This is a genomic window from Parashewanella sp. 2210YD4-3 (assembly GCF_056591735.1).
The window spans coordinates 378,509-391,493 of record NZ_JBWQOG010000001.1 but is presented as its reverse complement, the minus strand read 5'-3'; the positions used below and the strand labels follow the sequence as shown (position 1 = coordinate 391,493).

Below are 12,985 nucleotides of genomic sequence, written 5' to 3'. Positions count from 1 at the left end.
TCTATGCCAATTCAAATTTTACCGCCTCAGCTTGCAAACCAAATTGCAGCTGGGGAAGTGGTAGAAAGACCCGCTTCTGTAGTTAAAGAACTTGTTGAAAACTGCCTAGATGCACGAGCGTCTCGAGTCGATATTGAGATTGACAAAGGCGGCGCCAAATTAATTCGCATTCGAGATAACGGTTGTGGCATTGCCAAAGAGCAATTAGAGCTAGCGCTGGCACGTCATGCAACATCTAAAGTGGCTTCTTTGGATGACTTAGAAGCTATTATGAGTTTTGGTTTTCGTGGTGAAGCCTTAGCATCTATTAGTTCGGTTGCAAGACTCACTTTAACTTCTAAGACAGAAGAGCAAAGTGAAGCTTGGCAAGCGTACGCCGAAGGTTCACAAATGGCGGTTAAGGTTATTCCTGCTGCGCATCCTGTCGGCACAACCATTGACGTTCATGACTTATTTTTTAATACGCCAGCACGTCGACGTTTTCTAAAGAGTGATAAAACCGAATTTACTCATATTGATGAGTGGCTGAAGCGGATGGCTTTGGTCCGTAGTGACATCCATTTTACTTTGCAGCATAACGGCAAAATGGTGCGAAACTATCGTCCTGCAAGTAATGAAAGCCAGTACGTGAAACGTTTGGCTCAAGTAGCGAGTAACCGTTTTGCAGAACACGCTGTTGCTGTAGATTGTGAGCATGACGGAATGCGATTACGTGGCTATTTACAGTCGCCAACAGTGCCAGAGCCAAGCCTTAACATGCATTATTTCTATGTGAATGGCCGTTATGTACGTGATCGCCTCGTCAATCATGCGGTTCGACAAGCCTTTGGTGAATTGTCAGTTGAATTACAGCCAAATTATGTTTTGCAGTTTGATTTAGACCCTCATCAAGTTGATGTAAATGTTCATCCAGCTAAACATGAAGTCCGTTTTCACCAAAGTCGTTATGTTCACGACTTTATTTTACAAGCCTTGCAATCAGCTCTTAGTCAACTAAGTGAAGGCTTAGTGGCCAAAACGGAAGGGGGCGCAGAAGAGCAGTATATTGAACAACATTTTGAGACGCTCCCTAACGAGCATCAAACTTGGTCGCATTCATCTTCACCTACCTCTGCTTCTGGTGCTTTCGGTTCATCAAATTCTGGCTATGCACGACCTCAAAGAAGCTATCAAGGTGACCAGCTTAATGTAAATGCTGTAAAAACTTACGCCGAACTGCTTTCTACTCAAGAACAAACCGTTAATGTTGGCATTGCTGAATCGTCTATGAGTAATGAAAGCATTGCAATGCCGCCATTATTGCAAGGAGATTATTGGTTGTTTACTGAGAACGACCATATTCGATTATTGGCAATAAAAAAAGCTGCTTTAGCGTGTAATAAATATGAATTACAACAAAAGCTTGCTACAGGATTGACTCCGCAACCTTTATTGATGCCAGTATCAATTCCTCAGTTAACAGATTGGCCGCAATTGGTGGATCATCAGCAAGTATTATTAAGAAAGTTAGGCATTGAGCTAACATTTCGCTCAGGGCAGTTGATAATAAAAAAAGTGCCCTCATATCTAAGAGACAGTCAGCTAGCTGAAGTGATTCCAATTTTTTTACAGTGGTTGCAAAGTGAGCAGCCAAGTGAGGAAGCTTTGGTTCAGTGGTTGGCCGAGAACAGTATTCAAGGCTTTGTTTCAGCTAAGCAAGTGTGGCTTTTGTATTTACAGTTACCACAAGCACAACAAGATGAACTGTTAAAGCAAGCCATCGATTTGCCGTGGCAACGTTGGTTAGAAGAGCAATAGTATTGGACTTATGTCTAATTGAATGACAAGAGAAATTAAGTGACAAATAGCAAGTATCCAAAAGTCATTTTGTTAATGGGACCGACGGCATCGGGTAAAACCGCATTAGCCATTGAACTAGCACAAAATCACAACTGTGAAGTGATTTCGGTGGACTCGGCATTAATATATAAAGGCATGGATATTGGTACGGCCAAACCAACGGCTGAGGAACTTGCATTAGCACCACACCGTTTAATTGATATTCTTGATCCTGCTGAAAATTACTCTGCGGCTGATTTTAGACGAGATGCCATTCGAGAAATGGATGACATTATTGCTAGAGGGAAAACGCCTGTACTCGTTGGCGGTACCATGCTTTATTTTAAAGCTTTACTGGAAGGGTTATCGCCATTACCTGAAGCAAATACTGAAATCAGAGAACAAATTTCAGCCGAATCCGAACAGCTAGGTTGGGCGGTATTACATGATGAGTTGAAGCGAATAGACCCAGTGTCAGCGGAGCGTATTCACCCCAATGATCCACAGCGTCTATCGAGAGCTATAGAAGTATATAGAATTAGTGGTAAGAGCCTGACGGAGTTAACACAAACAAAAGCCGAAGCTTTACCGTATGAATTCATTCAATTTGCGATCGCTCCCCATGAGCGTTCAACGTTACATCAATTGATTGAAAAACGTTTTAAGATAATGCTTGAACAAGGATTTGTAGAGGAAGTTGAGGCACTTAAACAGAGAAAAGACCTTCATTTAAATCTGCCGTCAATGCGATGTGTTGGATATCGTCAATGCTGGCAATATCTTGATGGAGATTATGATTATAATGAAATGGTTGAAAAAGGCGTTGCGGCTACTAGGCAATTAGCCAAACGTCAATTAACATGGTTACGTAGCTGGAAAAATTTGAATTGGCTCGAAACAGGTAATAAGCAAAATATTGTTACTGTTGTTAGGCATCTAAATTAGCCAATTTACTTTTGTTGTATCATACTGTTATTTGTTGTTCGTAGAGACCTAGTAGAAACATTAGATAGGTTCAAATATAAATTAAAAAAGGAAACCAAAATGGCTAAGGGGCAATCATTACAAGACCCATTCTTAAATGCACTTCGTCGCGAGCGCGTTCCTGTATCAATCTATTTGGTAAATGGTATCAAACTCCAAGGACAAGTAGAGTCATTTGATCAGTTCGTGATCTTACTTAAAAATACGGTTAGCCAAATGGTATATAAGCATGCCATTTCAACTGTTGTTCCGTCTCGACCATTTAACGTAAGTCCAAGTCAAGCACCTCAAGCAGGCTCAGAGCAACCAGAAGCTAGCGCTGAATAATTTGAGGAGAAGTTTTTTTGTTTGATCGTTATGAGGCGGGTGAACAAGCTGTCCTTGTCCATATCGACTTTGCGGACGAAGAACGTCGAGAAGATATAACTGAACTACAGCTTTTAGTTGAGTCTGCTGGTGCTAAATCAGTGGGCGTGATAACGGGCAGCCGAAAATCACCCGATCGGAAATTTTTTGTCGGTTCTGGCAAGGCTGAAGAACTCGCTGCTATGGTGGCTGGAACTGATGCCAATGTCGTTATTTTCAACCATGCATTATCTCCAGCTCAAGAACGTAATCTTGAGATGATTTGTAAGTGTCGAGTTTTAGATCGTACTACGCTGATTTTAGATATTTTTGCTCAAAGAGCGCGTACCCATGAAGGTAAACTTCAAGTGGAGTTGGCGCAGTTGCGTCATATGTCTACTCGGCTGATTCGTGGCTGGACTCACTTAGAACGGCAAAAAGGTGGTATTGGTCTAAGAGGTCCTGGTGAAACTCAGCTTGAAACCGATCGTCGTTTATTAAGAGGGCGGATCAAGTCCATTAACCGTCGCTTGGAAAAAGTCGATAAGCAGCGTGAACAAAGCCGTCGAGCTCGAAAGCGCAGTGATCTGGCTACGGTTTCATTAGTCGGTTACACCAATGCGGGTAAATCAACATTATTTAATGCGCTGACCACATCACAGGTATATGCAGCAGATCAGTTATTTGCCACACTTGACCCGACACTGCGCAAGCTGGATTTAAAAGATCACAGCGTAATTTTAGCGGATACGGTAGGTTTTATTCGCCACTTGCCCCATGATCTTGTTGCGGCATTTAAAGCAACGTTACAAGAGACGCGCAATGCTGACTTATTATTGCACGTGGTGGATTGTGCGGATGAGAATATGGGTGAGAACTTTGAACAAGTTCAAGCCGTATTAGAAGAAATTGATGCCAAAGAAATTCCTCAACTCATAGTTTGTAACAAAATAGATTTGTTAGATGATGTGACACCAAAAGTGGATAGAAATGAAAATGGTGAGCCTTATCGAGTTTGGGTTTCTGCACATCACAATTTAGGCTTTGAATTATTACAAGATGCAATTGAGGAACTGGTTGGCGAGCAAGTTGCTGAATATCAGCTAAAAATCCCAGCTTCATCAGGACACTATCTTGGCCAGTTTTATCGTCTTGATGCGTTAAAGCAGCAGGAATATGACGACCTTGGCAATTGTATTTTGTCGGTAAGATTACCAATGTCGAATTGGAATAGATTACTAAAGCAAAGCCAAGGTGAGCTTGAGACCTTTATTATGGAATCAAGCACTGATAAAGTATTAAGTTAACTATATTGTCGTTCTGACTGTTTGTAAATTTTGTTACTTAAACAGTCATACGGCTTTTCATTGTTTCATTCTGTTACGGAGTGTTAAATGGCTTGGAATGAGCCCGGAAATAAGGGTAAAGACCCTTGGGGAAATAAAGGTAGTGGTGGTAACGATAAAGGACCACCTGATTTGGACGATATCTTTCGTGGCATGTCAAAGCGCTTTGGCGGTAAAGGCAATGGCTCAGGTGTCAGTGGCACTGCGATAGGCATTTTTGTCGTTATTGCTCTTGTTGTTTGGGGATTGTCTGGTTTTTATACCATCAAACCCGCTGAACGAGGTGTAGTTTTGCGTTTTGGTAAGCTTCATAGCGTTCAAACTCAAGGCCTACACTGGCAAGCGACCTTTATTGATAAAGTGTATCCGGTAAATGTTGAACAAATTCGTTCGATTCCTGCTTCTGGAAGCATGTTAACCGCGGATGAAAACGTAGTAGGTGTTCAGCTTGAAGTTCAATACGAAGTTGAAGACCCATACAAGTACTTGTTTAGTGTTGTTGATGCTAATGCGAGCTTGAGAGAAGCTATCGATAGTGCACTTCGTTATGTGATTGGTCACAACAAAATGGATGACATTTTGACAACTGGCCGTGACAAAATCGTTGTTGCTACTCGTAGTGAAATTGAACGTATCATTAAACCGTATAATTTAGGTCTTAAGATTGGTGACGTAAACTTACTTCCAGCTCGTCCACCAGAAGAAGTAAAAGATGCCTTTGATGACGCGATTGCGGCTCAAGAAGATGAACAGCGTGCTATTTTAGAAGCAGAAGCTTATGCTCGCCAAATTGAGCCTCAAGCTCGTGGTAGAGCTGAGCGTATTTTACGCGAAGCTAAAGCTTATAAAGAGCAAGCTATCTTAGATGCACAAGGTAAGATTGCACGCTTTGAAAGCCTATTACCTGAGTATAAAGCGGCTCCAAAAGTGACCCGTGAGCGCTTGTATCTTGAAACCATGCAAGAAGTGCTTAAAGGTAATCGTAAGGTATTGGTTGATAGCAAAAACAATAACAGCCTAATGTATTTGCCATTGGACAAAATGATGCAAAGCTCTACTCACAATATGCCAATGAGTCGTTCGGTAGCTCCAAATATAGAGAAAACTCCATCGAACTCTTCTCAATCGAGCACAACAACTCGTAGTGTTCGCATGTCTCGTCAAGAAAGTATGCGTCAGAGCGGGAGATAATGATGAACAGAATAGTACTAGTTATTATCGCTATATTTATTGGTTTAGGTATTTCTTCACTGTATAAAGTGGATGAAGGCGAGCGTGCAATCGTGTCACGATTCGGTAAAGTCAATAAGGTTGAAGTTGACGGTAAGCCAATCACTGAAGTTTACAAGCCGGGGTTACACTTCAAAATCCCTGTGATTGATAAAGTGCGTTATATGGATGCACGAATTCAAACATTAGACAGTGATGCTGACCGTTTCTTAACGTCTGAGAAAAAAGACTTAATGGTTGATTCATATATTAAGTGGCGTGTGAAAGACTTTGAGAAATATTACGAAAGAACTCAGACAGGTCCAATCGTTGATAGACTGTTAGCGAAAGTAAACAATGATCTTCGTATTGAGTTTGGTCGTCGTACCATTAAGGAAATCGTTTCTGGTAGCCGTGACGAACTGCAAATAAATACCCTAAAAAATGCACAAGAAAGTGCGAAAGACTTAGGTATCGAAGTTGTAGACGTTCGTGTTAAGCAAATCAACTTGCCTGATAGTGTGAGTAGCAGTATCTATAAGCGTATGCGAGCTAACCGTGAGGCTGTTGCTAAAGAGCATCGCGCTGAAGGTCAAGAGCAATCAGAGGTGATTAAAGCCACTGCTGATGCACAAGTAACGGTAAGAATCGCAGATGCTAATCGTCAAGCTATGATCACTCGTGGTCAAGGTGACGCGCAAGCGGCGAAAATTTTTGCTACTGCCTTTAAAAAAGATCCTGAGTTCTATAGCTTCTTACGTAGCTTAGAAGCCTATCGTGAAAGTTTCGGAAATCATTCTGATGTGTTGGTATTGTCTCCTGATAGCGATTTCTTCAAATATCTTAAAGGTTCTGACAAAAAGTAATTAGCCAATAGTGTTATCAATTACAGACACTTTTTAGTATCAAAAGCCTTAACTGTAAAAAAGCCCGAACAACATCGGGCTTTTTTGTTTTTAACACAATCTAAATGTTTAAATTTTGTCTGCTTGTATTAAATTTTGAGCGTTTGCCTATTTTTTAGCTGACTAAAGCGCAAAAAAACAAAATATCCCCATACACTTTATGTGTTTTAACTATGATCTATTTCTAATTTTTAGCTATAATGAGCATCGCCTCAATCTTTGATTGCTAAAATTTTGAGCAATTATGTAGATTAACGTCTTTAATTAAGAATAATTCCAACACCCTCTGGGAGATAAGTGGATGAGCAATGCGCCAGTCGATACCGGACGTCGCAGATTTCTGACCGCCGCAACCGCCGTAGTAGGTGGAGCCGGTGCCGTCGCTGTAGCGATTCCTTTCATTAAGTCATGGAATCCAAGTGCCAAAGCGAAAGCTGCAGGTGCGCCGGTTGAAGTTAACATCAGTAAAGTCGAGCCGGGTCAGCTGATCCGTGTAGAATGGCGAGGTAAACCTGTATGGGTTGTACGTCGTACTGATGACATTTTGGCAGAACTGCCAAAGCACAATGATCAATTACGTGATCCAAACTCTGAAGAAGACCAACAACCTGAATACGCGAAAAATATCTATCGCTCAATTAAAGAAGAATTCTTTATTGCCGTAGGTATTTGTACTCACCTTGGTTGTTCACCAACATATGAGCACAACAAGTTTGAGCAATATGTTGAAGGCATTAGGTCTGGTTTCTTCTGTCCATGTCACGGTTCTAAATTTGATATGTCAGGTCGTGTATTCCAAGGCGTACCTGCACCATTGAACCTAGTGATCCCACCGCATCACTACGTCGACGATAACACTATCCTTGTCGGTAAAGATAAAGGAGCAGCGTAATTATGATGACCATGTTAAAGAATTTACAAGGTTGGATTGATGCGCGTATCCCAATGACGGCGACGTATAACCGTCACGTTGGGCAATATGCGACTCCGAAGAATTTCAACTTTTGGTATTTCTTCGGCTCTCTAGCTTTATTAGTTCTTGTTAACCAATTAGTGACTGGTATTTGGCTAACTATGAACTATGTGCCAAGTGCTGAAGGTGCATTCGCCTCTGTTGAATACATCATGCGTGATGTGGAATACGGTTGGTTGCTCCGATATATGCACTCTACTGGTGCTTCGGCGTTTTTCATCGTTGTTTATCTGCATATGTTCCGTGGTGTTATCTACGGTTCTTACCAAAAGCCACGTGAGCTACTGTGGTTGTTTGGTATGCTTATCTTCCTAGTGTTGATGGCTGAAGCCTTCATGGGTTACTTACTACCATGGGGTCAAATGTCATTCTGGGGTGCGCAGGTAATTATCTCACTGTTTGGTGCGATTCCAGTTATCGGTGATGACATTACGCTTTGGATCCGTGGTGACTACGTTATTTCAGGTGCAACGTTAAACCGTTTCTTCGCCTTACACGTAATCGCTCTACCGCTAGTTCTAGTTGTACTTGTATTCTTACACTTGATTGCACTACACGAAGTGGGTTCAAACAACCCTGACGGTATTGAAATTAAGAAGAACAAAGACGAGAACGGTTGGCCTGTAGACGGCATTCCATTCCACCCTTATTACACTGTGAAAGACATTATGGGTGTGGCTGGTTTCTTGATTGCTTTCTGTTGGGTTCTATTCTACCTACCAGATGGTGGTGGTTACTTCCTAGAGCGTCCTAATTTTGAGCCTGCTAACCCTCTGAAAACACCAGAGCACATTGCACCGGTTTGGTACTTTACACCTTTCTATGCAATCTTACGTGCGGTACCTAACAAGTTAGGTGGTGTTGTGATGATGGGTCTATCGATTGCAGTTCTATTTGTTCTGCCGTGGTTAGATCGCTGTAAAGTGAAATCAGTTCGCTATCGTAGCATGTTCCATAAATTGAACATCGGCCAATTCGCTGTTTCATTTATTATCCTTGGCTACCTAGGTGCGGTGCCTGCAACTCCTGAATTAACAATTGCAGCACGTGTATTCACTATCACTTATTTTGCTTTCTTCTTCTTCTTGTGGCTATACAGTAAGAACGAAAAGACTAAGCCATTGCCAGAGAGGGTGACTCACTAATGAAGAAATTACTGATTGCATTTGCCTCATTGTTACCAATGATGGCTATGGCTGGTGGTGGTGCTCCTGTACCATACAAAGCAGATATTGATTTGCATGATAAGGCTTCATTAGAGCGTGGTTTGGATTTATTCCAAAAGCATTGCTCTGGTTGTCACAGCACTGAATATCAACGTTATGAACGTGTAGCGACTGACCTAGGTATTTCTCTTGATGATATGCGCGCTAAGTATATCCTTGATGGTGCGAAGCCTGGTCAACTTATGACTAACGCGATTCCACCAAAAGAAGCGGCTAAATGGTTTGGTGCGACTCCACCTGATCTAACGCTTGTTGGTCGTGTTCGTGGTGAAGATTGGATTTACAGTTATTTAAAAACTTTCTATCAAGATCCAAGCCGCCCATTTGGTGTGAACAATACGGTATTCCCATCTGTGGGTATGCCACACGTTCTTCAAGACCTTCAGGGTATTCAAGAGCAAGTGTGTAAAGAAGCAAAAGATGAAGCGGGTAACCCTATCATTGATAAAGCTTCTGGTTCACCAAAAATGGATTGTCATTTAGAGCTGACTAAGCAAGGTTCTATGACTCCTAAAGAATATGACCAAGCGGTAAAAGATATTACTGGTTTCTTAGTCTATTCTGCTGAACCAATCCGTCTTGAACGTGAAGCTTTAGGTAAATATGTACTAGGATTCTTGTTTTTCTTGTTCGTATTATCTTACTTCTTGAAGAAAGAATATTGGAGAGATGTACACTAACCGTTAATTTACGGGTAGAATGTACTGTTATCCATAGTTAACGGGGGGCTTTGCCCCTCGTTTGTTTTGTTTTTTTGTCTAGAATGTATGCAATGTCTATCGTAAGTTACGATGAATTGCTGTTTTCTAGTTTTTCGATTCTGGAGGGTATCAATGGCTGTTGCTGCCAACAAACGCTCTATCATGACCCTATTTTCTGGGGCTGATGATTTATATAGCCATCAAGTACGTATTGTTTTGGCTGAGAAAGGTGTATCTGTTGATGTTTTACAGGTCGACCCTAATGAAATGCCGGAAGATCTGTTAGAGATTAATCCGTATAACTCTGTACCAACTCTCGTTGATCGTGAGTTAGTTTTATATCAATCACGCATCATCATGGAATACTTAGATGAGCGTTTTCCACATCCACCGTTAATGCCGGTTTATCCTGTTGCTCGTGGTAAAAGTCGTTTGATGATGCACCGTGTTGAAACGGATTGGTATCAACTGGTTGAGCGTATCCGCAGCGATAATAATGCAGATGAAGCTCGCAAGGAACTGCAAGAAAGTTTAACGGCAATTTCTCCGGTTTTTGCTGAAATGCCATATTTCATGAGTGAAGAGTTTGGTTTGGTAGATTGCTATTTAGCTCCGCTATTATGGCGTTTACCGACTTTAGGCATTGAATTAAGCTCACAAGCTAGTCAACATATTCACGCTTACATGACACGTATCTTCGATCGTGAGTCATTTAAAGCTTCTTTGACTGAAGCAGAACGTGAAATGCGCATGGGGATCTAATTTATGTTAACTCCAAATCGTCCTTACCTATTAAGAGCCTATTACGAGTGGTTACTCGATAATGATTTGACTCCACATCTGGTTGTAGATGCTTTTGTACCGGGTACACAGGTTCCACAGCAATATGTTAAAGATGGACAAATTGTACTTAATGTCGCACCATCAGCCGTGATGAACCTTGAGATGGGCAACAGTTTTGTTGAGTTCAATGCTCGATTTGGTGGTGTTCCGCATCATATCCTATTACCAATGGCAGCTATTGTTGCTATTTACGCTCGTGAAAACGGTGCTGGTAGTGTCTTCGATATGGAAGAAGCCTTTATGGCTCCACAAGAGGATGATGAAGAGTTAACATTAGCTAGTGTCGAAGCTGAGACAAATGAAGAACAGGCTATAGAGCCTGAAGTTGTTGAAGCAGAAGCTCCAAAGCAGAAAAAGCCACCCAAAAAACGTGGGCATTTAACTGTTGTTAAATAGTTTAAAGTATCTGTTTAAAAACCGAACCCAAGAGGTTCGGTTTTTTTATGCTTTAAATTGAGTCATGAACAAACTTGATTTCGGCCTTGCTTCTTGGCTTTATATAGCGCTATGTCAGCAGCTTTAAGTGTTTTATCAAAATCTTGCTTCCGTTCGTGTTGTGCTACACCTATCGAAATGGTCACACTCACGGTTTTATTTTTACTGCTTTCCTTATTTCTAGCACTCTTATCAGTATTTTTACGGTTTTCGTTTCTGATCACCATTTCGTAATTCTGGATTTCTTCACGAACCGCTTCGAGGTGCTCGAGCGTTTGCTCAACCGATTTTCTCGGAAAAATGATAGTAAACTCTTCACCACCGTAGCGAAATACTTTTCCACCTCCAGTGACTTTTGACAGCCTACTCGATACCAGTTTCAGTACTTGATCTCCAACATCATGACCATAGGTATCGTTGAACTTTTTAAAGTGATCAATATCTGTCATGGCAACACAATACTTGTTGCTTAGGGATAACACTAAATTGTATAACGCTCTGCGTGATGGAAGCCCCGTGAGTTCGTCACGATAGGCTAAATGATAAGACTCGAATAAAACGCTTAGGAAGATCAATACAGCTATTCCAAGCAATGCAATATCTATTGGGATTGTGTGTGGCTGAAAATACAATAATGACCATAAAGTAAAGGCAAGCGCAATCGTTGTTGTTGTCAATGTATTTTTAACGAGTACACCAATACTAATGATAATGGCCGTAGCAATCCAAAAAGTAAGTGTAACGTCATCAATTGCTAACGGTGTTGAAACCAATTTGTTGCCGTGGTTAAGCAGCGTTTCGATGTTAAACGTCAGGCCAGCACAAGCCATGAAGATGAAAAAGGCTAGCAATCCATGAATCGATGCTATCCCTCTATCTTTCATCAATAGCAGTAATGACATACTTAAACTACCGAATATAAAGATAGGTACTTTATGGGTGAGTAGGTATTTACTATCAATAATAATGCTTCTGTTCATGCAATAAAAAATAACGAGCAGCAAAGCCAAGTAGGCTAAACGACTGCGATTGAATTGCAGTGAAACTAAGGCGGCAATAGGAAATAGCCATAGAGGGAGTTCGCGAGTGACTGGACGCCAATGTTGCCAATATTCTTGAAAGTTCAGTACCAGAAAAAAAGCGATACCAGTCAATAGCATTGGGAGTAAAACTGATCGCACTCGTAAAACTATATCAGCCAATGTTAACTCCATTTACATCAAAGGGGATACAAGTTAATACACTTATGGGGTTTAATATTTTCCCCAAACTTGCAACCATAATTCGCAACATCATTGCCATCATTCTATAATGAACAAACGTTTGTTGCCATGTCGGATAACAAATTCACTGTAGGATACTGCTTAATATCACTTATTACTGTGAGTGGTATTGAAATATGAGGATGTAAACATGAAGTTGAGCAGAGCTCTATTACTACTGGCTTTTTTTAGCCTTTCAACACCAGCAATGGCCGATTCATCGAATGGAATAGCAATCAAAGCTGGTACCTTAGGTGCTGGTATTGAGTATTACCATGGTCTAACTGATAACGTGAATGTTCGACTTGGTGTAAATGCATTTAATGCAAATGGTGAATTTGAAGAAGCTTCACTCAAATATGATGCTGAGCTTGAGCTTCGATCTGCATCACTTATTATTGATTATCATCCATTTGACTCATCTGGCTTCCGTATGAGTGCTGGTGCTTTTTATAATGGTAATAAGGCTAATTTAGAGGCCTTGGCAGTTAATGGTGAATTCGAGTTTAACGGTCAAATATATAAAGTTGAAGACGTTGGCAGTGCAAAAGGTCAAATTGAATTTCAAAAGTTTGCTCCCTATCTTGGCTTAGGTTGGGCTTTTGCACCAACAAGCACTTCAAATTGGGGTTTCAATGTTGAGCTTGGTGCTTATTATCACAACACGCCCCAAACTCAACTTAATGTGACCTGTGGTCAAACACTTTCTGCCAGTCAGTGTAATATTCTTTTAGATAACGTTGTCGCAGAGCAGAAAGAATTTGAAGATGATATTAAAGAGTATAAGTTTTACCCAGTATTCAATGTTGGTATTCAATATCGTTTTTAATTAAACCTGTTTTTAGGGCCTGTTGAACTATTAGGCTTAAATTTTGTGCTATTTGAGCACTTTTCTGTTCAAGGCGTGAGCAGTGAAGCTTAGTTATCTAAGTAAGCTG

At 41.0% G+C, this 12,985-nt stretch carries 13 protein-coding genes; 12 read left to right on the top strand and 1 reads right to left on the bottom strand.

Features of this window, described 5'->3' with window-relative positions:
• The first annotated feature begins 3 nt into the window (after positions 1-3).
• From mutL to AC1EU0_RS01650, 11 genes are all read left to right on the top strand, one after another.
• The gene (gene mutL, locus AC1EU0_RS01700; protein ID WP_480300150.1) at positions 4-1,797 is read left to right on the top strand and encodes a DNA mismatch repair endonuclease MutL; all 1,794 of its coding nucleotides are present in this window, start codon (positions 4-6) and stop codon (positions 1,795-1,797) included.
• A gap of 39 nt (positions 1,798-1,836) precedes the next feature.
• A complete protein-coding gene (gene miaA, locus AC1EU0_RS01695) occupies positions 1,837-2,763 on the top strand; it encodes a tRNA (adenosine(37)-N6)-dimethylallyltransferase MiaA (protein ID WP_480300149.1) in 927 nt (308 codons plus the stop codon).
• A gap of 99 nt (positions 2,764-2,862) precedes the next feature.
• Positions 2,863-3,129: an RNA chaperone Hfq gene (gene hfq, locus AC1EU0_RS01690; RefSeq protein WP_480300148.1), complete on the top strand. Its 267-nt coding sequence runs from the start codon at positions 2,863-2,865 to the stop codon at positions 3,127-3,129.
• A 17-nt stretch (positions 3,130-3,146) separates the two neighbouring features.
• A complete protein-coding gene (gene hflX, locus AC1EU0_RS01685; protein WP_480300147.1) occupies positions 3,147-4,454 on the top strand; it encodes a ribosome rescue GTPase HflX in 1,308 nt (435 codons plus the stop codon).
• 87 nt (positions 4,455-4,541) lie between these two features.
• Complete coding sequence (gene hflK / locus AC1EU0_RS01680) at positions 4,542-5,684, top strand: FtsH protease activity modulator HflK (protein ID WP_480300146.1); 1,143 nt, start codon at positions 4,542-4,544, stop codon at positions 5,682-5,684.
• A gap of 2 nt (positions 5,685-5,686) precedes the next feature.
• The gene (gene hflC / locus AC1EU0_RS01675) at positions 5,687-6,568 is read left to right on the top strand and encodes a protease modulator HflC (protein WP_480300503.1); all 882 of its coding nucleotides are present in this window, start codon (positions 5,687-5,689) and stop codon (positions 6,566-6,568) included.
• Positions 6,569-6,908: 340 nt separating this feature from the next.
• Positions 6,909-7,499: a ubiquinol-cytochrome c reductase iron-sulfur subunit gene (petA, locus tag AC1EU0_RS01670; protein WP_480300145.1), complete on the top strand. Its 591-nt coding sequence runs from the start codon at positions 6,909-6,911 to the stop codon at positions 7,497-7,499.
• Positions 7,500-7,510: 11 nt separating this feature from the next.
• Entirely contained in the window at positions 7,511-8,725 is a 1,215-nt protein-coding gene (locus AC1EU0_RS01665) for a cytochrome b (RefSeq protein ID WP_480300502.1), read from the top strand.
• On the top strand, positions 8,725-9,486 hold the full coding sequence (locus AC1EU0_RS01660) for a cytochrome c1 (protein ID WP_480300144.1): 762 nt from the start codon (positions 8,725-8,727) through the stop codon (positions 9,484-9,486). Before AC1EU0_RS01665 ends, AC1EU0_RS01660 begins: the two co-directional genes overlap by 1 nt.
• Positions 9,487-9,639: 153 nt before the next feature.
• Positions 9,640-10,269 (top strand): stringent starvation protein SspA, encoded by a 630-nt coding sequence (gene sspA, locus AC1EU0_RS01655; RefSeq protein WP_480300143.1) that lies wholly within the window; start codon positions 9,640-9,642, stop codon positions 10,267-10,269.
• Positions 10,270-10,272: 3 nt separating this feature from the next.
• The gene (locus AC1EU0_RS01650) at positions 10,273-10,746 is read left to right on the top strand and encodes a ClpXP protease specificity-enhancing factor (RefSeq protein WP_480300142.1); all 474 of its coding nucleotides are present in this window, start codon (positions 10,273-10,275) and stop codon (positions 10,744-10,746) included.
• Between the two features lie 62 nt (positions 10,747-10,808).
• Here the strand turns inward: AC1EU0_RS01650 and AC1EU0_RS01645 are convergent, their stop codons facing one another.
• Positions 10,809-11,987 carry a GGDEF domain-containing protein gene (locus tag AC1EU0_RS01645; RefSeq protein ID WP_480300141.1) on the bottom strand — a complete coding sequence of 393 codons (1,179 nt, stop codon included), beginning with the start codon at positions 11,985-11,987 and terminating at the stop codon, positions 10,809-10,811.
• Positions 11,988-12,198: 211 nt separating this feature from the next.
• Between AC1EU0_RS01645 and AC1EU0_RS01640 the strand changes: the two genes are divergently transcribed.
• Positions 12,199-12,876, top strand: a complete 678-nt coding sequence (locus AC1EU0_RS01640) for a hypothetical protein (RefSeq protein ID WP_480300140.1) — start codon at positions 12,199-12,201, stop codon at positions 12,874-12,876.
• Positions 12,877-12,985 lie beyond the last annotated feature (109 nt).